Source organism: Hyphomicrobium sp. 01T421, assembly GCF_056398805.1.
This window is the reverse complement of the sequence record NZ_JBFTQC010000004.1, coordinates 228278-250691: the sequence shown is the minus strand read 5'-3', so window position 1 is coordinate 250691 and position 22414 is coordinate 228278. Positions and strand designations below refer to the sequence as shown.

Sequence of the window (22414 nt, the reverse complement as noted above, 5' to 3'; positions counted from 1 at the left end):
TATCTGTAGAAATTCCGCACTGGTCAACGATGTTATATTGGAATTAGATACCTGATCCGTGGTCAAACGTTTCAGTGCGTGCCAGCGCCTGCACGATCGTGCTGTTTGGCGGAACGCTGCGTGTCAGCCAAATATTGCCGCCGATGGATGAGCCCCCGCCGATCGTGATCCGACCGAGAATGGTCGCGCCGGCGTAGATGACGACGTCGTCCTCGACGATCGGATGGCGCGGCTCGCCTTTAACGAGCGCGCCCCCTTCATCGACCGAGAACCGTTTCGCCCCAAGCGTCACCGCCTGATAAATCCGCACGCGTTGACCGATGACGGCGGTCTCGCCGATCACGACGCCGGTGCCGTGATCAATGAAGAAGCTCCCGCCGATCTTCGCGCCCGGATGAATGTCGATGCCGGTTTGTGAATGCGCGAGCTCGGCGATAATGCGCGCGACGACCGGCGAACCGAGAACATGCAGCGCGTGCGCAACGCGATGATGCACAATGGCTTTGATACCCGGGAAACTCAGCAGAACTTCTTCTGTGCTCTTTGCTGATGGGTCGCCTTCGTACGCGGCGCGAATGTCGCTTTCCAGCAGCTCATAGACTTGCGGCAGTCCGCGTGAGAACGCAGTTACGATCTCCTCGGCGGAAAGCGAACTCTCGTGCGAAGCCCGCGTTTCATCGACGAAAGCGTGCTCGCGCCGAACCTGATCGAGCAGGATATGCAGTGCCGCATTCAGCGTGTTGCCGACAAAGAACGCGATGCCTTCGTCGCTATGATCGAACGCACCTGCATGACGCGGAAACAGCGACGCATAGATGCCTTGTATGGCTTGTTGAAGTTTCTCGGGACTGGGTAGCGGCGCGCGGCGATTCCCCGCTTGGAGCGCCCTTTTGCTCCGCCCCCTCGCCTCCCTGAGTTCGGAAACGATGGTATCGATGTTCCAAGGTACAACAGGTTCTTCGGTGTTCGTATCGCTTGAAAGCAAACGGGGGCCGGCCGCAAGAAGATCATGTACCACGATCGAAACCATCAGGAATTTGTGCGGATCATCAGTCGTCCAGAATGTTAGATTTTCGCGGCGTCATAACGAACAAAGAATAACTGCTTTGCTTATGACAAAGGGAAGATAGGGCGACAGGCGCAGCATCGCGCCTTCCGTTCACGGTGCATACGCCGGAACTAGGCTATCGAGGCCTCAACCCGCTACGGAAACGTCGGGAACATCCAAGTGCCCTGCCGCGAGCCAAGCCGGGACCGGCAAGCCTTTCGCTCGCAGGAATTCGGCGTTGAAGAGCTTCGACTGGTAGCGCATTCCGTAATCGCAGAGGATCGTCACGATCGTGTGGCCGGGGCCCAAGCTCTTGGCCAAACGAATGGCGCCCGCAATGTTCACGCCCGTGGAAGCCCCGACGCACATCCCTTCCGCTTCGAGCAGGCGATGCGTTATGGCGACGGTCTCGTCGTCCGGGATTTGATACGCTTCGTCGGGCGTAAAGCCTTCGAGATTGCGCGTGATCCGGCCCTGGCCGATGCCTTCGGTGATCGATGTACCTTCGGCTTTGAGCACGCCGGATGTGTAATAAGAGTAGAGCGCCGCTCCCGGCGGATCGGCAAGCGCGACCTTGACGGCTTTGCTCTTGTTCCGGAGACCGAGCGCGACACCGGCTAGCGTCCCTCCCGTTCCGACGGAGGCAGCGAAGCCGTCGATCTTTCCGCCGGTCTGCTGCCATATCTCCTCGGCCGTCGTGCGCGCGTGGCCGTCGCGGTTTGCTGGATTGTCGAACTGATTGGCCCAGCAAGCGCCATTGGGCTCGCGAGCGGCAATCGCCTCGGCGAGGCGGCGCGAATAGTGTACGTAGTTGTTGGGATTTGCGTAAGGAACCGCCGGCACCTCGACGAGCGTTGCTCCCAGAATGCGGAGCGTCGCCTTCTTCTCCGCCGACTGCGTATCCGGAATGACGATCACGCTCCGCAGGCCATAATGCTTGCCGACCAGCGTCAAACCGATGCCCGTGTTGCCCGCAGTGCCTTCGACGATGACGCCCCCACGGGCAACTGCGCCCCGCTTCAGCGCATCCTCGATCAAGAAGACCGCAGCCCTATCCTTGACGGATTGTCCTGGATTCATGAACTCGGCCTTGCCGAGAATTGTGCAGCCCGTTTGCTCCGACGCCTCTTGCAGGCGCACCAATGGCGTATTGCCGACGGCATCGACAATGTTCGAGAGAACCGGCACCGCGATTATCCTTGCAATCTCTCAGATAGCGGAGGATCGCGCGGGAGACGCACGATCTCGGCGAAAATGGGCTTGCAACGAGATTAAGCATTCCCACCGAAGACTCATTACCTTCGTCCGGCTCGGCCAACAATTGGGCCGGTCGGAATTTGGCGAGCTATCTGTGGGTCGCGGTGACGCAGAGATCGACGGGAATCGCGACTGGCGCGATCCCAGATCTCAGATCTTGCCTATTTGACCGTTGGATTGTCTGAGGCGAAAGCTGCGGCCAGCATTGAGCGTTCCGGCCGCAGCCTGATCACAGCGCCTTTTCAAACTCCGGAAGAACCTCGAACAAATCGGCGACCAGCCCATAGTCCGCCACCTGAAAGATCGGTGCGTCCGCATCCTTATTGATGGCGACGATGACCTTGGAATCCTTCATGCCGGCGAGGTGTTGAATGGCTCCCGAGATACCGCAGGCGATGTAGAGCTGGGGAGCCACGACTTTCCCCGTCTGTCCCTCCTGCCAATCGTTCGGCGCGTAGCCCGCATCGACGGCCGCGCGCGAGGCGCCGACAGCCGCCCCGAGCCGTTCAGCAATCGGAAGAATGACCTCTTTGAATTTTTCCGAAGATCCGAGCGCCTGGCCACCGGAGATGACGATTTTTGCGGACGTCAATTCGGGCCGGTCGCTGGATGAGATAGCGTCCTTCACGAAGCTCGACAAACCCGGATCAGTTGCCGCTAGTAACGCCGATTTCCGCAGCCGCGTTCATCGACGTCTGAACGAAGCCCTGGTAAATTCCGTAAATGGGAATGTCGCGGCCGGACCGGACGACATAAGTGCGGGAAGAATCCTGGGCGACGAAATTATCGTTACAGAGACCGCCGACCAACGGCCGGAGAGCAACGGGGCCACGCCAGAACGGAAGAGCTTCGACTTGCGCTGTGAGATTCGCGCCTGACGACGATCCGGCCTCGACTATTTCGCATCCCCCAACCGGCGGGCAATCCGCCACATGTGGTGTTTTTAGCCGAACTTTATTGTGACCTCAACACTCTTTGTGGACGTAACACATTTTTTGATCATCTGTTGGCAAACGCCGCGAACAAGGACAACTAGAATGGGCGAACAGCAGCGCAAGGACGGGAAGACGATGACCAAGCTCAGGCCAGAGGATCGGCGGGATCGCGTGCTAAAGGCGCTCAACACCAACGCCTCTTTGCGCATCACGGAATTGGCGCGCACGCTGAATGTTTCGACGGAAACCATCCGGCGCGATCTCGACTTCCTGCACGAAAAAGATTTGGTCCAGAGACATTACGGCGGCGCCGTTGCAAAGCCCGTCGGCTCCGAACCGCCGTGGGCAGAACGCGTGATCGCATTCGCCGACACCAAGGCTGCGATCGCGCGCAGCGCCATCAAGCTATTTTCAGACAAGGACGTCCTGATGCTTGGGCCTGGAGCAACCGCATATATTTTCGCCAAGCATCTGGCTGCCGAGAACCGCCGGCTCACCATCTTCACGAACAACTTGGCCGCGAGCGCTTGCTTCGCGCCGGACTCGCGAACCCGTGTCGTCATTGCTCCCGGCGAATACGACCCTGCGGAGGGTTGTACCTGGGGGCCGGAAACAGCCGCATTCATCAGCAAATTTCGTTTCGACACATCGCTGTTGAGCGTCAGTGGCCTGAGCCCTCTCGGCGGCACCGAGGTCGTCTCGGGCGTCGCGTGGGCGGAACGCGCAATCGTCGCGCAATCGGCCCGAACCGTCGTGATGGCGGATCACTCGAAATTCGGCAATACGTGCCTGGAGCTCGTGTGCAAACTCGAAGATATCGACATATTGATCACCGACATCGCGCCTGAGGGAGAACTTCTCGAAGCGCTAGAAGAAGCCGACGTAGAAATTATCGTCGCCAGCGATCACTAGACGGGACGAGAGCGCGGGACATCGCTCCAACGGTGCTAGACCGAAAGAGCATCCCGCAACGCGTCGGCGAAGATATCAGCCTCACTCTCGGTCAGACACAACGGCGGCCGCAATTTGAGCGTGTTGGCAAACCGGCCCGCGGCACCTACCAATACGCCCTTCGCCTTGAGCCTATTGATGACATCGGCGGTCTTCTCCGCATCCGGCTGCCCATCGCTGCAGATATCGACGCCGACAAAAAGACCAGCACCACGAACCTCGCCGATACGCGACTCCGATCGTGCGATGTCCTCAAGCCTGCCCTTGAGATATGTCCCTATTTTGCGCGCTTTTTCCTGCAGTCCTTCGGCTTCGATGACCTCTAGGACAGCCATGCCGGCTGCGGCCGCGACGGGGTTGCCGCCGAACGTGTTGAAGTAGCCGACGTCGCGGCAGAAGCGTTCGAGGAGGTCAGGGCGCGTCGCCATGCCGGCCATTGGAAAACCGTTACCGATCGGCTTCCCCATCGTTACGATATCGGGGACAACGCCATGCCGGCCAAAGCCCCAGAACGAATCGCCACTGCGCGCAAAGCCCGGCTGCACTTCATCGGCGATATAGAGGCCGCCGGCCTCTCGAGTCTTGTCGACTGCTTCTTTCAAAAACCCCGGAGGATCCGCAAAAACCCCGTCGCTCGAAAAAATCGAGTCGCAAATGAATGCCGCAAGTCCGTGGCCGCGCGCGGCGAGCTCGAAGATCGCGCGCTCCACGTTTACAGCGAAGTTTTTCGCGGCAAGCGGTCCTGAAGCGGGGGCAGGAACAGCTATGACATGATCCGGCAACGAGCGCTTCTTCAGAGCGGCCGGCGAGATCTCCGTCACCCAGGCAGTATTGCCGTGATAGGCGTTCTCGGTGACAATGAAGCCGGTTTTCTCCGTGGCCGCCATCGCGACGCGCATCGCAACATCATTCGCCTCGCTGCCGCTGCATGTAAGAACGATGTTCGAGAGCGACGGCGGAAACGTCGACTTCAGCCGGTCGAGGTAGTCATCGACACGCGCATTCAAATAGCGTGTGTTGATATTGAGCCGGCCCGTCTGATCCGCGACGGCGGCAACAACGTGCGGATGACAATGTCCGACAGACGGAACGTTATTGTAGAAATCCAAATAACGTTTGCCGTCCGCAGCCACCATCCACGCGCCGCTCGCCGAAACCATCTCGATGGGCTCGCGATAGAACAGCACTGACGCCGCTCCGGTATTTTGAAGGCGGCGCTTCAGAAGCGGACTTTGCGCCCCGCCTTGCGGATCGGCGCCATACGCATTGAGCTCGAGAATCTGGACGGTCTTTTGCGCACTCGGCATTCGATCCTCCGAAAATTCCGGACTTGCGTGGAAGGTCTCCCGACGCAAGCAATTCATGCGACCGGCCCGCTTCACGGCGAAAAACAGCGTCGCGGACTGCCGTTCGCGTTTCCCACGACACGTGGGTTTGCGGTCGCTATAGCCAGCAATTTGGCCATTGCAACAATTTTTGAAAGAAGTACAACATTTTCAGGTGGAGCGTAAGCGCCTTTAGTGCGGCGTCACCGCACTCCGTTCATTCAGGACGTTGGTGAGGTCGAGAATGCTATCGATCACGATATCCGCATGCGGCTCGAGATCGACGCGACGGGACGGACCCGTCAGCACCCCGACACAAAGCCCAAAACCCGCGCGTCGGCCCATTTCAAGATCGTGGGTTGAATCTCCGATGATCGCGCAAGCGGAAGGCTCGAGACCAACGACCTGCGCAAACGCCAATCCCATTCCAGGTTCGGGCTTCGCACCATGGCCGCTATCGCAGCCGACGCGAAATTCGAACATCTCGAGCAACCCGCCGAAGCGCCCGAGCGATGCTTCGAGACCATCGAATGTATCATTCGTCGCCAGTCCCAATCGGTACCCCGAAGAGCCCAACCTTGCGAGTTCCTCTGTGGCGCCATCGATCAAGGTCGCGTACTTGGCGCCGCCCTCGCGGAAATTCCTTGCAATGATTTCGAGAAGATTTGGAGGCGCGCGCTCTTTCAGAAATCCGGCAAAGCTCACGGCGAGCTCGCTGGCATCAGCCCCGACCAACACCGCACCGGGCGCCACGACATCGGTATCCGGATCGTGGCCGCTTGCTCGCAAAAGCTCCGCAGCGAGATCGACGTCCCCACCCGCTGCGTCGAGTGCCATCATCCGATTGATGGGCACCCACGTCCTGTAGAAATCCAGAATTGTGCCATCTTTATCGAAAAGGAGACCTTTGATCTGGCTCATCAACTATTCAACCCTGCCCTGTGGTGGAGTTCAATGATCGTCGCGTTATAGATCGCGAACTCGCCGATAGCGAGTGCCTATATCGCACGGTGAAACGAAATCCCATTAGCGCTTCTTATTGACGAGATACTCGTCGCGCGATGAACGTCTGCGGCCCCAACCGCGAAAAACAGAAAGATTGATAAATGGAATCCAAAGACGGAAAGCCGCTTGCCTGCCTTGTCGATTGGGACGGCACTCTACGTAAGGGCTTTATGTTTCAAGACTGGATGCCATTCCTCAGCAGGTAAATGAACTTGCCACCCACTCATCAGAAGCGGGTGACGGACATTTTCAACAATTTTCACGCGGAACGCATCTCCTACGGCGATCTCATCGACGACATTGCCGACGCCTACGCGGCGACGCTGGAGGGACTGAAGGCCGATGATGTACGCGAGGTAGCAGCCCGTTTCGCCAAGCAGGACAGCGGTCTTTTTTCATTCACGCGGGACACTACCGCGCGACTGTCCGAGATGGGCATGACCATTATCGTGGTCAGCGGAAGCCCGATCGAGGTTCTCGAAGCATTCGCGCCGCAGATCCACACAGATCGAGTTCTGGCGTTACAAATCGAGCAGAACGCTCAAGGCATCTATACCAAACGCGACGTCAGAAATTTCGGCAACGTGTCGGAGAAGGAAGCCGCCATCGAAATTCTGAAAACGGATTATTCGATATCCATGGCATTCGGCAATTCATTCGCGGATATACCGCTGCTGAGAGCCGCGAACGATAGCTTTTACGTTATCGAGTCCTCAGATGACATTCCGAATTTGAATAAGATTACGGAATTGAATGAACTGAAACCGAAATACCTGTTGCCCGACGATCCGCGAATTATCGACCATATATTTGGATCGATCGTTAGGGCGCCCAATGCCGCTACGCCCGGGTAGCAAACCCCGGCGCGCGCTATTATTTCGCTTCTACGAGTCGATCGACCTTCCCGGCGATGCGCAGCGAAGGCTTGGGTTCGTTGAAATTTGGGTACACGTCTTCGAGGAGCCATTCGACCGCTTCACTATCGCCGCTTGCGGGACGCCAAGCCTCGATAAGGCATCCGAACATGACATGGAGTTCGCACGGGCGATGATGATCGCGCTCGGCAGTGCTGGCCAATGAGCCGCTGTCTTGACACCCTCCCGGCTCAAGCATCTAATCTTCATTATTTGAGAAGTGAAGCGACCCTCTCGCTGGCTCTTTGATTGAATGCCAAGGTCCGCCGAACTGAAGCAGCTTCGGGACTAACGAGAGAACGCTCAAAGGCCAGGCAGCAGCATCTTGCAATGATGCTCGAATATTCTTCGCCTCGCCTCCATCGACAGAATTCGGAGCGAGGACCGCCATCCGCGTCGCACCCGGAACGTTGTAGCGAAAAGCTTCAACCGATCGCACGCGGTCCTATTCGAACAGAGAGACGTGCCATGATGGGCGATCAAAATGAGAGCATCGAAATCCGGGTTGATAAGATCTCGCAGCTTTTCGATTCACTTGACCCGTTCCCTTTTCGTGAACGGGACCTCGATAGTCATGCGGAAGAATACATCGTGGGTTGGGCTCGCGAGCTTCCCCACGACACGCCAATTCAGATCGTCATCCACGTACCCGCAAGCGAGTTCAAGAGCGAGCATGCGAAGGAACTCAATGAATCGTTACACCGATATTTTGAATATCGAGCTGCAGTTATTGGTCGCGAACTCAAACAACTTTTTAGCATTGGCCGGAAGTCAGCGCTGATCGGCGCGGCGGTGCTCGCAATTTGTATTCTTGGTGCGCAGGTCGTTCCCAAGACTCTCGGAACAGGCAACATCAGCATTTACCTAAGGGAAAATTTGTACATCCTCGGCTGGGTTGCGAACTGGAAGCCAATCGAAATTTTCTTGTACGATTGGTGGCCGATTGCCAAACGGCGGAATCTCTATCGGCGCCTGAGTGGGGCGAATGTTCAGCTGAAGGCTGCCGAAACGTCGTTGCGCCAACCCTCTGAGGTTGCGCCCTATCGCTGAGGACTCTTTTTGAACTCCGCCCCCCCCCGGAGGTCGAGGCCGGTGACGCTGTCCAGAGCCACCGGCCTCACCGTTAAACGGCGCGCAACAATCCGGTCTTCGGATGGCAGTTGATGTATTCGTAATACTGGTTTGCCGCGTCGAATACCGAGACCTCGTGATCATTAAGGAATGCCAGTTCACGCCAGCACGCCCGATGCTACCGAAGACCCTCGAAGGAAAATTGCCTAACCATATGAGGGGAGCCAGGGCACGTTGCCCGCATCCGTCGGGCACGATGCCCGGACCCGGAACGTCGCGATTAGGAAGAGATCGCCCGACAAAGGTCACGCAACTGGCTGAAACCGGCTACATCCCAACCCAGGCGCTATCGGCGCCATGCACCGCGAACAGAAAACGAATCGCGTCGTCGGGTTCTATACCGCACTGATGATGGAATTTTCATTCGCATATGGAAAAATTGATCTCTGTCACTCACGACGTGCATCTGCGTGGTAACTGCGCGCCCGGCACATTTTTAAGTCGCGCCGACAGTGGCGTGTGACGTCCGGCTCGTCGCCTCCCTGACGCCTTTCGCGCGAGATCATGCTCGCCGGTTCGCACTCAGCTCGACAATCGCAAAGGAGAAGCGATGAGCGATAACTTCATTTGACGCAGATCAATGCGTCATGCGTTACACCGCCGGTACCACGTGAAGCGGACCAAGGCGCGACGCGTTCCCTCATAACGACGTCGCTGCGCGTGCGCCGAAAGAAGCAAAAAGCAATAGCGATCGACGCGAGCTTTCCCCGCGCCGATCAGACGAAAGCGCTTAGCGCCATTCTGCCACGCTATTTGTGCACCAGCCCGTTCGCGCAACCAGCCTTGAACTCCTCCCAGTTGATCGCGCCGTTTTTGTCGGTGTCGAGCTGCACGAAGCTCTTGATGAACGGCTTCGCCTGGTCCGGACTGAGGTCATGGCCCCCGGCCTTCTTCCAGACGTCCGCGCACTCGTCTTCACCCAACGGTGTCTGCGCTTCCGCCCGCACGACCGCGCCAGCAGTGCAGAACAGCACGGCCAAGAAAACGATGAGGGATTTTCCCATTTGGACTCTCCTACCTAGATGAGTGCGCCTGAAATGCCTGGGCGCATGCCTTCCAAGTAGATGCCGCGAATGGACGTCGCGCATTAGCGTTGTCGGATCGTGATTGCCATTTTCAAAGAATGAGACAGACGAATTAGATCAAATTCTACGTGCCAAGTATCGGCGGAGACCCCTCATCGATTCATGATCCGAACGGCTTCGGGAAAGTATCGCAGCTCCGGACGCGGAAAGCGTCCGGAGCAATTTGTTGCGCGTCGCATCCGCCTTAAGTGCGCGTGCCTATTACACGACGCCAAGGGCGCGCATTGCCTCCGCGACCCTGATGAAGCCTGTGACGTTCGCACCGAGGACGTAGTTTCCGGGCGACCCGTACACGTCCGCCATTTCCGCGCAGCGGTCATGGATGCCATTCATGATGTTGGCGAGACGCTGTTCAGTCGCTTCGAATGTCCAGGAATCGCGCGATGCATTCTGCTGCATCTCAAGCGCGCTCGTTGCGACCCCACCGGCATTTGCCGCCTTGCCGGGCGCAAACATCACGTTGCCCTCCATGAACACGCGGACGGCTTCCGGTGTGCAGGGCATGTTGGCGCCCTCTCCGACAGCGATCACCCCGTTCTTCACGAGCGTCCGGGCGTCTTGTGCGGTAAGCTCGTTCTGCGTTGCGGAGGGCATCGCGATGTCGGCCGGAACATCCCAGATCTGCCCACCCGGAACGTAGATCGCCCCAGCGCCGCGCGCCGCGGCGTAATCGGCAACGCGACCTCGCTTCTTCTCCTTGATTTCCTTGAGCAGGTCGAGATCGATACCCGCGCCGCCGTTATCGTCGACCACGTAACCGTGGGAATCTGAGCACGCGATCACACGGCCGCCGAGCTTGCGCACCTTTTCGATCGTGTAGATGGCAACGTTACCCGCGCCAGAGACGATGACGTTCTTGCCCTCGAAACTTTGCTTGCGCGTGCCGAGCATGCGTTCGACGAAATAGACGGCGCCGTATCCCGTCGCTTCTGTGCGCACGCGCGATCCGCCCCACGTCATGCCCTTGCCCGTGAGAACGCCAGACTCGTAGCGATTCGTTATGCGCTTGTACTGGCCGAACATGTAGCCGATCTCTCGCTGACCGACGCCGATGTCGCCGGCCGGAACGTCAGTGTATTCTCCGAGATGGCGCCAGAGCTCCGTCATGAACGACTGACAAAAGCGCATGATCTCTTGCTCGGAGCGTCCCTTGGGATCGAAGTCCGAGCCGCCCTTGCCGCCGCCGATGGGCATACCGGTCAGCGCGTTCTTGAAGACCTGTTCGAAGCCGAGGAATTTGACCGTGCCGAGCAACACGCGGGGATGGAAGCGCAAGCCGCCTTTGAATGGGCCGAGCGCCGAGTTGAACTGAACGCGAAAGCCGCGATTGATCTGCACCTGCCCCTTGTCGTCAACCCAAGGCACCCGGAAGATGATCTGCCGCTCCGGCTCGCAAATGCGCTCGATCAGCGCCCCTTCGGCATAATCGGGATGTTTGGCGATGACAGCACCGAGGCTATCGAGAACCTCGCGTACTGCCTGGTGAAATTCGTCCTCGCCAGGATTGCGGCGCAGAACATCAGCAAAAATCGGTTCAAGCTTTTCGTCGAGCATTTCTTATTCTTCTTTCGCGACTGTATTTAGGGAGATGGACAGAACAACGGGCTCACGCGGGCTCGGTTCAGGTCCGACCGCGTCATATATCCGGAAATGCCGACAGTCATCGAAGAAAAGGGTGAAGGGTTTAATATTCTGCCGAGGCCAAGCTTCGGTGACTTGCCCGCCATACAATCGCAAAAAACTTCCGAATAGATCGCCCGCTGCAAAATGGCTCCGGAAATTGCGGGGACCGAAGGAACGTCACCAACGCACGACGACGGTGACGCGACCTATCAGCAATTTCAGGGTCAGATCATGGATCAACCCTTGTATATTGCTTCCGCCGTCCACGCCCCTTTGGGCTGGTCGTGAAGCTTCCAGAACTCTTCCGCCACAGCCTGCGCGTCCTTCGATCCCGGATTGACGAATGCTTCAACTGTAACGGTTGCAACGTGGACGCCTCTCGCCTTCAAGTTCTCGAACAACCCGAGTGCCAGCGCACGGATCCCAGCTTTGCCGATGCTGAGCGACAGATATTCGGGGCTCGGCTCGAGCGCGAAGCCGCCGCCGGTCAGTAGAATGGATCCTGAACCGCGCTCGCCCATTTTCGCCGCGACAGCTTGAGCCGCAACGAGCGCGCCTCCAATGTTCACGGCCAAATCGCTGTTGAACGAGTCCCGCGGCTGTTCGGCGATCGTCGCCTTGCGCATGGAAGCAGCGTTGTAGTGTAGGACATCAATCGCGCCAAATTCCTTTTCCACCTCCGCGATCAGCGAGACAACGCTCGCCGGATCGCTTGCATCCACCGTGCGAGCATCGGCGTCATAGCCGCCGGCTTTCAGCTGGTTGGCAAGCTCTTCCGCCTTGGCTTTGTTTCGGCCGCTCAAGACAACGCGAAATCCCTCCTTGGCGAAGCGTTCTGCTGTGGCGAAGCCCATGCCTGGACCGGCTCCGATGCTGACGAAAGTTTTCATGGCATAAACTCCCTAGAATTTCTGGTGACGCTGAGATAAGCCCAAAACACGATCGGGATAATCAGGCCCCGGCGCATTTCATTGTTGCATACCATGCAGGAAAGTCGCGAGCCGCCAAGGCTGGAACAGCTGGAAGCTTTCGCAGCCGTGGCGGAGACAGGAAGCTTCACGACGGCTGCACGCAAGCTTGGTCGTGATGCGTCCGTCATTTCGCGGCGCCTCAGTCAGCTCGATGAGCAACTAGGCGTGCGCTTGATGTCCCGCACGACGAGACGGGTGACGCTGACCGAGGCCGGCAAACTTTACTACCGACGCATTCAGGTCATCTTAGACGAACTCGCTCAGGCAAACCGCGAAGCAAGTGACATAGCCACCAGCCCGCAAGGCGTCTTGAGGGTCTCTCTGCCTGTTACTTTCGGCCGCCAATGGATCGCGCCCCTCCTTCCGGCGTTCCTCAAGCAACACCCGCAAATTCGGATCGACGCTCATTTCTCCGACCGCCGCGTCGATCTCGTCGCGGATGGATTTGATATCGCCATTCGCGTGGGCACCCTGCGCGACAGCTCACTCACGGTACGGAAAATTGCCTCGTACCGCCAAGCGCGGCACGCCGCGCTCGCCGGAAGCCTTGGCCAAACACGATTGCTTAGGATTTTCCGGACACGCCGCTTGGCCTGACTGGCTTCTCATGAAGAACGGCAAGCGCAGGACAGTGCATCCTGCTGGCCCCCTCGTTGCGGACAACTCGGAAGCGGTGCTGATGGCGGCGATTGAAGGACTGGGGATCATCTACACGGCCGATTGGCTCGCAGGCCCTGCTATCCGCGCCGGAAAACTCATTGAGGTCTTGCCCGGATGGGGCGGACGCGGCGATGACGGAGTCTATGCAGTCTTGCCCCCAGGGCATTTGGTGCCGACCAAAACGAGGCTTTTCGTTGAGGAAATTTCCAAAGCCATCAAAGCTGGATGGGGAACTGGGAAGCGCAAATAGAGCCCGCTCGTGGCACTTATCTTGCGTTTCACCGGTAAATGACGCCCCGGAGAGAGTTCCCCCCGAGGCGCCGAATGATTGCTGTGCGCGATGTGCAGCTCAGCGACGGCCGTCGAAATCGCCGAGACGGTTGAAGCAATCCTGAAGTTGTTCGGACCGGCCCCGCTGCTCATCGGCGACCACACGGCGGGGCGTCCACCGGCACCACATGAAATGGGGTCTCATATCGCGATCCCAACGCGGGCCCCGAAATCCGCAGCGAAAGCGTTCGTTGGCATCAGCTTGAACCTGCGCGATACGAGCGTAGACTTCACAATTGGCCCGCTTCCCTTCGACGTCTCCCTGTCGGTCATTCGGACCGAATTTGAAGGAAAAGCCGCGATCATCAAGACGGAGAGTTTGAGCTTCGGCTGATACCGCCGATACAAGAAGAGCGGCCGCGGCCAAACCAATCGGAAAAATGCGCATCATGTCACCTCAGTTGCAGTTCCGGGCGCTGATTATCGGCCGATTGTGTCCGCCTCATTGCGCCCGAATGGCCAATACTTGTCACGGTCACATCTGGCAACCCCGTGAGATGGCCAATTTCAGCTCCTTCGTCGCGCAATCTTTCGCGCGCGGACGAGCATGAAGTTCCTTACGCATCGGACTAGGTGTGTCTGACTGAAGCGAACGGCATGGAGATTACGCCGCCCATCGGGAGCCGCGACCAACGCGTCAGAATGAAGACGTCCCAGTTGATTAGTGGAGTTGATCAATGGCGCTGATCAATATGGCCGGGGAGCTGCAGACCTGCCAGATATGCCCCGATCGCCTTGATATCCGCTTCATCGATGGACTGCATCAATGCGACCATGCCGAGATAGGTCTTGCGGTCGCCCGTATGGAAATCCGTCATCGTCTTAACCAGGTAATCGTCCTGCTGGCCGGCAAGACGCGGCCTCACCGTGTCGCCCTGATAGTGCTCCTGGTGGCAACCCCGGCAATTCAACGGATTGAGGATTGCGCGGGCCTTGGCCTTTACATCATCCGGCACAGGCGGCTGCTGCAGATCCGGCCACGACAGTTTCGAGAAGTGCGTTGCAAGCGCTTCCATGTCTGTTTTGCTGAGCGCCTCGACCATAGGGCTCATCTGCTCATTCACACGGTGCCCCCGTTTGAAATCGAGAAGCTGGTTCAGCAGGTAGGCGCGTTTCTGCCCCCAGATGTTCGGGATTGTCTTGTCGATCGGAACGCCGTTCTCGCCATGGCAACCCGCGCAACCTGTTGCGAGTTCATCTAACGTTTGGGCGACCGCGGGAGCGGGTTGGAAAACGGCGAAATATCCGGTCGCCAAAATGCCGATAAGAAACGCGCCTGCGGTGAGCCTTGTCATCGAATCCTCCTGAATATTCCGCAAGAAAACCCGTCGCTCGAAGCAACGTCTCCAAGCGGCACTGGTTATTCCTTGTCGTGGGGTGGGAGTTCTGATGTCGTCTACTTAGCTTCCTTTGGCCAATCCTAGACAGCAATCAAAAGGAATGGCGGGCATTCTGCAAGGGCGAACTTTCGGAATTTCGGCGTCTTTGTCGCCATGCCGTCACGGACAGTGAGAATTCGCTTCGCACGCGGAGCAATAAATTCGGGACGAAGCTTTGAGTTACCTCCCTTGGAGGGATCCAGCTCGGAGCACCGCACCTTCGTCGCGTTTCCATCAACCAGCGTCCGCATTCTTTCGTTCAATGGCCAAATCATGATTTCGCAGGTGCAGGCGCCTTGCGGTGCTCGGCTATTTCGGCGAGGAGAACATTGGCTGCCGGACCCGAAGAATGCGGATTCTGTCCCGTCGTTAGCAGGCCATCGGTCACGACGTGAGATGCCCAGTTCGCTTTTTTCGAAAAGACGGCGCCCAGCTTCAACATTTCATCTTCGACCAAGAAGGGCACGATCTTCGTGAGACCGACTGCTTCCTCTTCACCGTCGGTAAAGCCCGTAACTTCCTTGCCCTCTACGAAAACCTTGCCGTCCGGCGTTTTGACATGACGCAGCGCTCCGGTGGAATGACAGACGACAGCTAACGGTTTGCCGGCGGCAAGGAAGGATTCTATCAACTTGATGGAGTGCTTGTCTTCGGCGAGATCCCACATTGGGCCATGACCGCCCGGATAGAAAACGCTGTCGAAGTCTTCTTGCCTGACGCTGTCGAGACGAACGGTCTTGTCGAGCTGAGCCTCAGCGGCCGCGTCGTTCTCGAACCGGAGTGTCAACTCAGTTCGGAATTCAGGTTCGTTGCTCTTGGGATCAAGCGGTGGTCGGCCGCCCTTCGGAGATGCAAGAGTGATCTCGGCTCCCGAGTCCTTGAACACGTAATAGGGAGCAGCAAGCTCTTCGAGCCAAAAGCCGGTCTTGCGGCCGGTATTACCGAGAGTGTCATGCGAGGTTATCACCATCAGAACTTTCATCTGTCGCTCCTTCTCGCTCGGTCAGCGCAAGCGTCCCGGAAAACTGGAGTCGCTTACTCTCGAAGTATTTTAATGCCAACCCAGTTACGTCGGCGACGGCTGCTCCCGCATGAATAATTTGGCAGGCATTTAATACGATCTCTGCACACGATGACCTGTGGACGAAATCAAGCCGACAAGCCTTGTCCCCGTCTCACATCGGGTTCATTTGAGCAGGCGGCGCACGTCTGCGCGCAGCACGGGAAGCAGATCCGTGTCGAACCACGGATTGCACTCAAGCCATCTGTTGTTGTGCCACGATGGATGCGGCAGCGGAATTCTGCGCAATGATTGATCTGCGTCGTAAACATCGCGCCATTGCTGCACCGTCTGATTGACGCCCTGCTTCGCCGCCTCCTGGCCGAGATGCCATCGTTGAGCGTAGCGGCCAATAACCACGCACAGCTTCACATTCGGCAAATGCGGGAACAACGTCGCTCGCCATATCTCCGCGCACTCCCGGCGGGGCGRCAAGTCGCTGCCGTCGGGGCTCAACCCCGGAAAGCAAAAACCCATCCCGATGATCGCGATCTTGGAGGAATCGTAGAATGCAGTCTCGTCGATACCAAGCCACTGCCTCAACCTGACCCCCGATGGATCATCAAACGGACGGCCGCTTTTATGGACGCGCGTTCCGGGAGCCTGGCCAGCAACACAGATGCGCGCCGTCTTCGAAATTTGGAGGATGGGTCGCGGTTCGTGGCCCAACGGTTTCCCATAGCGGGGATTATCACGGCAGATCCGGCACGCGCGGATCGACCTCACCAACCCGTCGAGTGCGTTGGCATGAGACGACTGTGTCTCGACTGGGACGATCGTTGTCTTAGCCACGTGTTGGGGTTCCTCAAACCAGCGTGCCAGGCTCAGGCAGCGTTAATCTGAGAGACAACTGGCCTGCAAGCTTGGCATCTCGAATTGTCATTACTCGAATAGCGGTTCGACAACACTTAGGCATTCCGTCCGAGTAGGACGTCCTTCAGGACAACCGCGTCATTGTGGTCTTCGTCATGTGCGCTGTAAACGAGGGTGACCGTATGCGACTTGGCCAGCGCACGAATGTGCTTCAGGATTTCTGCGTGTTCTTGAAGCTCGGCTCGGTAGCGGCGCTGAAATTCCGCCCAGCGCGCCGGATCGTGGCCAAACCATTTCCGGAGTTCCGTGCTCGGCGCAATGTCCTTTTCCCACTCGTCGAGCGAAGCCTTTTCTTTACTGACCCCGCGGGGCCAAAGCCGATCGACGAGTATCCGAACGCCGTCGGAAGGCGCGGGCGGGTCGTAGGCGCGTTTCAAACGCAGATGGGATGCGGGGAAAGATGCCGTCATGAGACGCTCCCTTGAGGCAGATTGCGCGGCAATGACGCGCCGCGCCCACTGATTTCGGTAGCATAGCTGATTATCGTCCGTTGCCGGACTGTTTAGTTGCAGCATCAGTAAAGACCGCGCTTTAGCCTTCCTTGCTTGGCCGTCCTGCGTGCCGCCAGACGAGGTCAAAAATATACTGCATGCCCGGAATCGCGTTTGCGACGAAGGGCGAGCGGCATCTATTCAAAAACTGCGGACACCCGCTCCCGTCGACGTCGAGACGGGAAAAATCTACGAAGCATCGCATCCACGTGCCATACCCACGGCCGGTGTACATGGATTGTGCTAGACTTCCACCATGAGCGAAATCGCCATTCGTAAAATCATTCATGTCGACATGGACGCCTTCTATGCCTCGGTCGAGCAGCGGGATAATCCCGAGCTGCGAGGCAAGCCAGTCGCCGTCGGCTACGGTGCCAAGCGCGGCGTCGTCGCGGCCGCGAGTTATGAAGCACGCCCGTTCGGCGTGCGCTCCGCCATGCCCTCGACGACGGCGCTGCGGCAATGCCCCGATCTCATCTTCGTGCCGCCGCGGTTCGAGGTCTATCGCGCCGTCTCGCGTCAGATCAGTGAAATCTTCGCCCAGTACACGCCGCTCATCGAACCGCTTTCGCTCGACGAGGCCTATCTCGACGTCACGAAGAATTTGCGTGGCTTGCCGACGGCTTCCGACACCGCCTCGGAGATTCGCGATCGCATTTTCGCTGAGACAGGGCTGACCGCCTCCGCAGGGATCTCCTATAACAAATTTCTCGCCAAGCTCGCCTCCGACATGCGCAAGCCAAATGGACAGTTCGTCATTCCGCCCCAGCGCGGCGCGAACTTCATTGAAAGCTTGCCGGTCAAGAAGTTCCACGGCGTGGGGCCGGTGACGGCTGATAAACTCAACGGGCTCGGCATACACACCGGCGCCGATCTTCGCGCGCAAAGTCTTGAATTCCTGCAGCAGCATTTCGGTAAATCCGGCGCCTGGTATTACGCCATCGCGCGCGGCGAAGATGACCGTCCCGTCGAGCCCAACCGGCCAAGAAAGTCATCGGGCTCCGAAACCACGTTTGCGGTGGATCGCATCCTCCCCGCGGAGATCGAAGCGGGAACCCTCGAAATGGCCGATGAGGTCTGGGCCTGGTGCGAGAAAAATCAGAGCTTCGGCGCGACGGTCACCGTTAAAATAAAATACGCGGATTTCACGATCATCACCCGCAGCCGCACCGTTACGGGAACTGTGGCAACGCGCGATCGGCTTCGTGATATCAGCTTATCGCTTGTGCGATCCGTCTATCCGGTCACGACCGGCATTCGTCTGGTTGGCGTCGCCGTCTCCAAATTTGCATCCGACACCGACGACCAGCTTGATCTCGCTTTAGATGCGAAGCTCAGCTAGAAGCGCGGCCATGTCGGGGCACACGGGCGCTGACATCTCTCAGGAGATGTATCCACCTGATCAAGCGGCACTCCATGCCGCTTTGCAAGCAATCCAATCGCGTGGCTAAAAAGCAAAGACTCCGCTGGATATGAGCGCTCAATTCGCTGTAGAAAACACGAAGCAAGCCTCAAGCGCGTGCGGAAGTGCGGCTGACCGGCTTTCCCCTACGCCCTGACAACACCAAAAGAATCCGAGTCTGATGTTGCTGAAAGCCTGGACACTCCGCCTCCACCGATGGTTGGCGCTCATCTTTGCCTTGCCGTTGATGATCACCTTTTTGACGGGCCTCGTCCTGGCATTTGAGCCCGCGATTGTGGCTTCGACGCTGAAGCCAAACGTCGTCGACGCGAGCAAGATCGAAGCGGCTCTAGCTAAGCATGATCCGGAAGGCACCGTAGACCGCATCTTTGTTCACGGTCATCTCGGTACGCTTGTTCTCCGCGACCGTGGCGGTACTGAAATCGATCTTGAGACCGGTGAGATCGCCAGCCAACCGAGCACCACGCTTGCCGTGTATTCGCTGGCGCGCTGGATTCACAAAACATTGCTGCTCGACGACGGCGGTTGGGGTGTGACCATCTCTACCATCGCGATGCTCTCTCTGGTTGTGATCGGGATCGTGATGGGCACCAGACCATTGCGCAACACGGTCAGCGGCTGGCACACGGCATCCGCATGGATTGCCCTGCCGCTCGTCCTCATTGCACCGCTCACCGGGCTGGCAATGCTTTACAAGGTGACGTTTTCCGGGCCGGAGCCGTTGATTGCGGCCGACGCTGCGCCGCGCTCGCTCATCGAAGCGCTGCGCATCGTTGCACGCGACCGAGATCTGGCGACGCTCTTGACCTTGCGTCTGAGAAAAAGCGGTAGCGAAGCGCGATTCATCGAAGACGGCGAATATCGCAACTACGCCGTTTCGACGGGCGGTCTCGTTGTCAAGCCGCGCAATTGGCCGAAGCTGCTTCATGAAGGCAACTGGGCGGGCGTCTGGTCCGCTTCCGCCAATGCGGTGACCTCGCTGGTTCTGATCCTGTTGCTTTCGACGGGTCTTCTTATGTGGGCGCGACGCCGGCTGAGGCGCCGCCGGCCATCACGCGGCGCCGTGAACTCCGATCCGAGCCTGCGGGAAAAAATCCTCGTCAATTAATCAGTACGCATCACATATGTGACACTTTTGTGCCACCACCAGCCGCATGTTTCATTTTTTGGTATACAATATTGTAAGCTTGTGTTCGGCATGATGTTTATCCCTCAAATTTTTGAGGGGAAACGGAATGACTTGGGACGTGCGTGTTCACTCAGCGTGTGCGGCGCTGGCTTTGGCAGGCTCCTTCACGGTTGCCAATGCGCAAGAAGAAGGAACGGCGCTCCCGCCTGTCACCGTTACGGCAACCGACCAAGAAATCCCCGGGAAGAAAGCAGCAAGCAAAAAGGCAAAGGCGTCTCAAAGCGCTTCGTCTTCTTCGGCCCAAGCGCCTGCAACGCAACCATCGGATTCGCAGTCCGCAACTCCGACCGTTGATTCCGGCAACGCGGTCAGCAATTCCGCGGTCGGCGCGCTCACGGTCCGTTCCGAGGCCCCGAACGCCACCGTCGTGATCGAAGGCGCCCAGCTGCAGCAATATAACAGTTTGAGCATAGGCGATGCCGTGCGACGGCTTCCGGGCGTAACGTTCCCAGGTGTAAATCGCTCACGCGATATCAAGCTGCGCGGCATAGGCAAGGAGTACACACAGGTCTTGCTCGACGGGCGTCCGCTCGTCGACGGCGATTCCAGCCGCAGCATGGAAGTTGACCGCATTCCTGCGACGTTTATCGAGCGGATTGAAATAACGCGCAGCCCGCTCGCCAGCATGCGTTCGGAGGGTGCCGCCGGCACCGTAAACATCATAACGCGCCGCGATTTTGGCCCATCGGGCGGACAGATAACGGTCGGCTCTGGTCACGTCGAAGGCAACGGGACGCCCGGCGAAATTTCGGCATGGAATGGCGGACAGGTTGGGGCTCTTCGCTATTTCATAGGCGGCGGATATCAGCGGCGTCTGGTTCAGGAAAGCTCAAGCGAGTTCATTTTCAGCACGAACGGGACGACGCCCAGGGGCGGCAACCTTGTCGACCAGCATCGGAAGTTCGACGAATATACGTTCCTCTCTCGCTTCGAACTCGCTATCGACCCCGCCAACACGATCATATTCTCGCCGACCTATCTACGTACGAACGAATTTCGCGACCAGCACACGCTCCGGCTCACCAACGACCAAGCTTCGGCCAATCGCGATACGCATGAAGTTCGTCATCGCATCCGTGAAACATACGGCAGCTATCTCGAATGGCAGCACGCATTCAGCGGGCTTTCGAGTTCAAGCGTCTTCTTCGATTATCAGCGCGGACGCGAGGACACGACGCGAGAATCCACGCAAACGAGCCTGCCGGGCGGCTCGCCCGTCGTGCAGGCGCCGCGCTTCGTTCCCATAGACCTCGAACGCATCGCTTCCGGCGGCTCCGTCACGACGCGCGTCCACGGCCATGAACTCGAAGCCGGCCTCGGCTGGGCGCAGACGCAGCGGGCCGAGAACGAGGTGCGCGGCCTGAGCAACGTTCCGCTTCCGGAGCGCAACTACGAGATCAGCGAAGCGATTTATCACGCCTACGTCAGCGATGCGTTTTCGGTTTTCGGTCATGACAAGCTGACGCTCGGCCTGCGGTTCGAGTACAGCGTCATCGAAACGATAGATTTTGCGAAGAACCGTTTCGACAACGACTCACCGGACCTCAATCCGTCCATCCAATACAAGCTCGCGGTGGCTCCAGACCTCGACTTCAGGTTGGGCGTCGCACGGACGCTGCGTCGTCCGGACCTGCGCGACCTGACGCCAACCGTCGTTACCGGAAGCGGAACGATTTCGGATCCGGATCAGCGGGGCAATCCCGATACCTCGCCAGAGAAGATCTGGGGCTTGGATGTCGGCACCGATTTCTTCCTCTTCCAGAGATCGGGACTTTTGTCGGCCAATTTCTTTGCGCGTTCTTTCGAGGACAAGATCGAGAGAACCCTGACGCAGGAAGTTGGATCCCCGCGCTGGATCTCGACGCCGCGTAACGCCGGCGACGGCGAGCTCTACGGTGTGGAACTCGAAGGCCGGCTGCCGATGCAGATGATTGGGCTTCCGGATTTGACGCTTTGGGCCAACGGAACAACGATGAGGTCGGAGCTTACCGATCGGCAGACGGGTCAGACGCGCCGCTTTGCGGAGCAACCGGACCTGATCACGAACGTCGGCGCCGACTACTACGTGCGAGCATGGGCGACGACGTTCGGGTTGGGTTACAACCGCACTTATGCATATGACCAAAACATAGAGCAGGTGAACGGGACGAGCCAGCATACGAGCTTCTCAAATCTCGATCGCTTGGATGCTTCGGCACGCATCTCGCTCGATGAGCACGTCGTTTTGACTTTGTCGGCCAGTAATCTCCTTCGCGCCGACGACGATCGCACGTTGACGACGCGCGATTCTGGCGGGACGATCACGGCCCGGACGCACAGCATCGAGCCATCGCCTTCGGTCTATTACGCTCGCCTGTCGTACGGCTGGTAAGAACGATCGACCGCCAACGATGAAGCACAGAGATTTGTGCACGGTCTTGGGATCGTGCGCAAATTTTGTTTGCCATGCGCTTTTCAACGAAGACATAAGCTAAAAACCTCGAGACCATCTCAGCGATGATGAAATTATTTAGCTGGCGGTGCGCCCCTAAAGGCGGTGGGGGCGTGTGTCGCGTTGAACGCCGCGCCGTCGGACGGCTGGTAAGCGCTGCTAACGAGGCCATCAGCAAACATTAGCGCGAAAACTGCGGCTAGGTTGTAGGCTGTCCGCCAGACTGAGCTGTTGCTCAAATCTGGAACAGCCTTCGTGAAGCTGTGGCTGATTTCTATGGCTTGATGGGTCATGATCCGTCTCCTTTGGTTTTTGAGACGCAGCGACGGACCT

General features: G+C 58.1%; 24 protein-coding genes and 1 pseudogene. 10 read left to right on the top strand and 15 right to left on the bottom strand.

All coding sequences use genetic code 11. The annotated features are described in order from the left end of the window. Nucleotides 1-43: 43 nt before the first annotated feature. The 4 genes and pseudogenes from epsC to AC1DK3_RS20005 form a co-directional block, all read right to left on the bottom strand. Nucleotides 44-1030, bottom strand: coding sequence for a serine O-acetyltransferase EpsC (gene epsC / locus AC1DK3_RS20020; RefSeq protein WP_477193994.1), 987 nt, complete (start codon nucleotides 1028-1030; stop codon nucleotides 44-46). A gap of 165 nt (nucleotides 1031-1195) precedes the next feature. After that, a complete protein-coding gene (locus AC1DK3_RS20015; RefSeq protein ID WP_477193993.1) occupies nucleotides 1196-2236 on the bottom strand; it encodes a cysteine synthase A in 1041 nt (346 codons plus the stop codon). Between the two features lie 298 nt (nucleotides 2237-2534). After that, nucleotides 2535-2963, bottom strand: a pseudogene (locus tag AC1DK3_RS20010) (electron transfer flavoprotein subunit alpha/FixB family protein); the annotation flags it as partial. Then, nucleotides 2953-3237 (bottom strand): hypothetical protein, encoded by a 285-nt coding sequence (locus tag AC1DK3_RS20005; RefSeq protein WP_477193992.1) that lies wholly within the window; start codon nucleotides 3235-3237, stop codon nucleotides 2953-2955. The gene AC1DK3_RS20005 and the pseudogene AC1DK3_RS20010, both read right to left, overlap by 11 nt. A 105-nt stretch (nucleotides 3238-3342) precedes the next feature. Between AC1DK3_RS20005 and AC1DK3_RS20000 the strand changes: the two genes are divergently transcribed. Then, a complete protein-coding gene (locus AC1DK3_RS20000) occupies nucleotides 3343-4152 on the top strand; it encodes a DeoR/GlpR family DNA-binding transcription regulator (RefSeq protein ID WP_477193991.1) in 810 nt (269 codons plus the stop codon). 35 nt (nucleotides 4153-4187) lie between these two features. On the opposite strand, the gene AC1DK3_RS19995 is transcribed toward AC1DK3_RS20000, so the two are convergent. Both AC1DK3_RS19995 and AC1DK3_RS19990 read right to left on the bottom strand, forming a co-directional pair. Next, nucleotides 4188-5498, bottom strand: a complete 1311-nt coding sequence (locus tag AC1DK3_RS19995) for an aspartate aminotransferase family protein (RefSeq protein WP_477193990.1) — start codon at nucleotides 5496-5498, stop codon at nucleotides 4188-4190. Between the two features lie 210 nt (nucleotides 5499-5708). Beyond that, nucleotides 5709-6437, bottom strand: a complete 729-nt coding sequence (locus AC1DK3_RS19990; RefSeq protein WP_477193989.1) for an HAD family hydrolase — start codon at nucleotides 6435-6437, stop codon at nucleotides 5709-5711. Between the two features lie 290 nt (nucleotides 6438-6727). Between AC1DK3_RS19990 and AC1DK3_RS19985 the strand changes: the two genes are divergently transcribed. The 3 genes from AC1DK3_RS19985 (at nucleotide 6728) to AC1DK3_RS19975 (ending at nucleotide 8485) form a co-directional block, all read left to right on the top strand. Then, the gene (locus tag AC1DK3_RS19985) at nucleotides 6728-7375 is read left to right on the top strand and encodes an HAD family hydrolase (protein ID WP_477193988.1); all 648 of its coding nucleotides are present in this window, start codon (nucleotides 6728-6730) and stop codon (nucleotides 7373-7375) included. After that, a complete protein-coding gene (locus tag AC1DK3_RS19980) occupies nucleotides 7356-7601 on the top strand; it encodes a hypothetical protein (RefSeq protein ID WP_477193987.1) in 246 nt (81 codons plus the stop codon). Before AC1DK3_RS19985 ends, AC1DK3_RS19980 begins: the two co-directional genes overlap by 20 nt. Nucleotides 7602-7903: 302 nt before the next feature. Then, a complete protein-coding gene (locus AC1DK3_RS19975; RefSeq protein WP_477193986.1) occupies nucleotides 7904-8485 on the top strand; it encodes a hypothetical protein in 582 nt (193 codons plus the stop codon). Between the two features lie 73 nt (nucleotides 8486-8558). Here AC1DK3_RS19975 and AC1DK3_RS19970 read toward each other — a convergent pair whose 3' ends face one another. The 4 genes from AC1DK3_RS19970 to AC1DK3_RS19955 all read right to left on the bottom strand — a co-directional run bounded on the left by AC1DK3_RS19970 (nucleotide 8559) and on the right by AC1DK3_RS19955 (nucleotide 12164). Continuing rightward, on the bottom strand, nucleotides 8559-8663 hold the full coding sequence (locus AC1DK3_RS19970; RefSeq protein ID WP_477194014.1) for a phenylacetaldoxime dehydratase family protein: 105 nt from the start codon (nucleotides 8661-8663) through the stop codon (nucleotides 8559-8561). Between the two features lie 652 nt (nucleotides 8664-9315). Next, nucleotides 9316-9570, bottom strand: a complete 255-nt coding sequence (locus AC1DK3_RS19965) for a hypothetical protein (RefSeq protein WP_477193985.1) — start codon at nucleotides 9568-9570, stop codon at nucleotides 9316-9318. A gap of 282 nt (nucleotides 9571-9852) precedes the next feature. Further along, complete coding sequence (gene gdhA, locus AC1DK3_RS19960; RefSeq protein ID WP_477193984.1) at nucleotides 9853-11205, bottom strand: NADP-specific glutamate dehydrogenase; 1353 nt, start codon at nucleotides 11203-11205, stop codon at nucleotides 9853-9855. A 305-nt stretch (nucleotides 11206-11510) separates the two neighbouring features. Further along, nucleotides 11511-12164 carry an SDR family NAD(P)-dependent oxidoreductase gene (locus tag AC1DK3_RS19955; protein ID WP_477193983.1) on the bottom strand — a complete coding sequence of 218 codons (654 nt, stop codon included), beginning with the start codon at nucleotides 12162-12164 and terminating at the stop codon, nucleotides 11511-11513. A gap of 81 nt (nucleotides 12165-12245) precedes the next feature. On the opposite strand from AC1DK3_RS19955, the gene AC1DK3_RS19950 reads away from it, so the two are divergent. The 3 genes from AC1DK3_RS19950 (at nucleotide 12246) to AC1DK3_RS19940 (ending at nucleotide 13569) form a co-directional block, all read left to right on the top strand. Then, entirely contained in the window at nucleotides 12246-12842 is a 597-nt protein-coding gene (locus tag AC1DK3_RS19950) for a LysR family transcriptional regulator (RefSeq protein WP_477193982.1), read from the top strand. After that, on the top strand, nucleotides 12748-13155 hold the full coding sequence (locus AC1DK3_RS19945; RefSeq protein ID WP_477193981.1) for a substrate binding domain-containing protein: 408 nt from the start codon (nucleotides 12748-12750) through the stop codon (nucleotides 13153-13155). The genes AC1DK3_RS19950 and AC1DK3_RS19945 overlap by 95 nt, the downstream gene beginning before the upstream one ends. A 90-nt stretch (nucleotides 13156-13245) precedes the next feature. Beyond that, entirely contained in the window at nucleotides 13246-13569 is a 324-nt protein-coding gene (locus AC1DK3_RS19940; protein WP_477193980.1) for a hypothetical protein, read from the top strand. Nucleotides 13570-13909: 340 nt separating this feature from the next. On the opposite strand, the gene AC1DK3_RS19935 is transcribed toward AC1DK3_RS19940, so the two are convergent. The 4 genes from AC1DK3_RS19935 to AC1DK3_RS19920 form a co-directional block, all read right to left on the bottom strand. Next, complete coding sequence (locus tag AC1DK3_RS19935) at nucleotides 13910-14530, bottom strand: c-type cytochrome (protein ID WP_477193979.1); 621 nt, start codon at nucleotides 14528-14530, stop codon at nucleotides 13910-13912. A 355-nt stretch (nucleotides 14531-14885) separates the two neighbouring features. Next, nucleotides 14886-15596, bottom strand: coding sequence for a type 1 glutamine amidotransferase domain-containing protein (locus AC1DK3_RS19930; protein WP_477193978.1), 711 nt, complete (start codon nucleotides 15594-15596; stop codon nucleotides 14886-14888). A gap of 204 nt (nucleotides 15597-15800) precedes the next feature. Then, a complete protein-coding gene (locus AC1DK3_RS19925) occupies nucleotides 15801-16400 on the bottom strand; it encodes a uracil-DNA glycosylase family protein (RefSeq protein ID WP_477194013.1) in 600 nt (199 codons plus the stop codon). A 182-nt stretch (nucleotides 16401-16582) separates the two neighbouring features. Further along, the gene (locus AC1DK3_RS19920; protein WP_477193977.1) at nucleotides 16583-16957 is read right to left on the bottom strand and encodes a DUF488 domain-containing protein; all 375 of its coding nucleotides are present in this window, start codon (nucleotides 16955-16957) and stop codon (nucleotides 16583-16585) included. 337 nt (nucleotides 16958-17294) lie between these two features. Here AC1DK3_RS19920 and dinB point away from each other — a divergent pair, with 337 nt between their 5' ends. The 3 genes from dinB to AC1DK3_RS19905 all read left to right on the top strand — a co-directional run bounded on the left by dinB (nucleotide 17295) and on the right by AC1DK3_RS19905 (nucleotide 22021). Further along, complete coding sequence (gene dinB / locus AC1DK3_RS19915) at nucleotides 17295-18380, top strand: DNA polymerase IV (RefSeq protein WP_477193976.1); 1086 nt, start codon at nucleotides 17295-17297, stop codon at nucleotides 18378-18380. 241 nt (nucleotides 18381-18621) lie between these two features. Then, complete coding sequence (locus AC1DK3_RS19910; protein WP_477193975.1) at nucleotides 18622-19569, top strand: PepSY domain-containing protein; 948 nt, start codon at nucleotides 18622-18624, stop codon at nucleotides 19567-19569. Nucleotides 19570-19696: 127 nt separating this feature from the next. Continuing rightward, nucleotides 19697-22021: a TonB-dependent receptor plug domain-containing protein gene (locus tag AC1DK3_RS19905; protein ID WP_477193974.1), complete on the top strand. Its 2325-nt coding sequence runs from the start codon at nucleotides 19697-19699 to the stop codon at nucleotides 22019-22021. A gap of 134 nt (nucleotides 22022-22155) precedes the next feature. On the opposite strand, the gene AC1DK3_RS19900 is transcribed toward AC1DK3_RS19905, so the two are convergent. Then, entirely contained in the window at nucleotides 22156-22374 is a 219-nt protein-coding gene (locus AC1DK3_RS19900; protein ID WP_477193973.1) for a hypothetical protein, read from the bottom strand. Nucleotides 22375-22414 lie beyond the last annotated feature (40 nt).

Excerpts from the sequence above, each read along its gene's own strand:
- AC1DK3_RS19965 (WP_477193985.1), bottom strand. The coding sequence starts at position 9,570 with ATGGGAAAATCCCTCATCGTTTTCTTGGCCGTGCTGTTCTGCACTGCT.
- AC1DK3_RS19995 (WP_477193990.1), bottom strand. The coding sequence starts at position 5,498 with ATGCCGAGTGCGCAAAAGACCGTCCAGATTCTCGAGCTCAATGCGTAT.
- gdhA (WP_477193984.1), bottom strand. The coding sequence starts at position 11,205 with ATGCTCGACGAAAAGCTTGAACCGATTTTTGCTGATGTTCTGCGCCGC.
- AC1DK3_RS19935 (WP_477193979.1), bottom strand. The coding sequence starts at position 14,530 with ATGACAAGGCTCACCGCAGGCGCGTTTCTTATCGGCATTTTGGCGACC.
- AC1DK3_RS19940 (WP_477193980.1), top strand. The coding sequence starts at position 13,246 with ATGTGCAGCTCAGCGACGGCCGTCGAAATCGCCGAGACGGTTGAAGCA.
- AC1DK3_RS19920 (WP_477193977.1), bottom strand. The coding sequence starts at position 16,957 with ATGACGGCATCTTTCCCCGCATCCCATCTGCGTTTGAAACGCGCCTAC.
- AC1DK3_RS19985 (WP_477193988.1), top strand. The coding sequence starts at position 6,728 with ATGAACTTGCCACCCACTCATCAGAAGCGGGTGACGGACATTTTCAAC.
- epsC (WP_477193994.1), bottom strand. The coding sequence starts at position 1,030 with ATGGTTTCGATCGTGGTACATGATCTTCTTGCGGCCGGCCCCCGTTTG.
- AC1DK3_RS20000 (WP_477193991.1), top strand. The coding sequence starts at position 3,343 with ATGGGCGAACAGCAGCGCAAGGACGGGAAGACGATGACCAAGCTCAGG.
- AC1DK3_RS19910 (WP_477193975.1), top strand. The coding sequence starts at position 18,622 with ATGTTGCTGAAAGCCTGGACACTCCGCCTCCACCGATGGTTGGCGCTC.
- AC1DK3_RS19975 (WP_477193986.1), top strand. The coding sequence starts at position 7,904 with ATGATGGGCGATCAAAATGAGAGCATCGAAATCCGGGTTGATAAGATC.
- AC1DK3_RS19955 (WP_477193983.1), bottom strand. The coding sequence starts at position 12,164 with ATGAAAACTTTCGTCAGCATCGGAGCCGGTCCAGGCATGGGCTTCGCC.
- dinB (WP_477193976.1), top strand. The coding sequence starts at position 17,295 with ATGAGCGAAATCGCCATTCGTAAAATCATTCATGTCGACATGGACGCC.
- AC1DK3_RS19930 (WP_477193978.1), bottom strand. The coding sequence starts at position 15,596 with ATGAAAGTTCTGATGGTGATAACCTCGCATGACACTCTCGGTAATACC.
- AC1DK3_RS19905 (WP_477193974.1), top strand. The coding sequence starts at position 19,697 with ATGACTTGGGACGTGCGTGTTCACTCAGCGTGTGCGGCGCTGGCTTTG.
- AC1DK3_RS19900 (WP_477193973.1), bottom strand. The coding sequence starts at position 22,374 with ATGACCCATCAAGCCATAGAAATCAGCCACAGCTTCACGAAGGCTGTT.
- AC1DK3_RS19990 (WP_477193989.1), bottom strand. The coding sequence starts at position 6,437 with ATGAGCCAGATCAAAGGTCTCCTTTTCGATAAAGATGGCACAATTCTG.
- AC1DK3_RS19980 (WP_477193987.1), top strand. The coding sequence starts at position 7,356 with ATGCCGCTACGCCCGGGTAGCAAACCCCGGCGCGCGCTATTATTTCGC.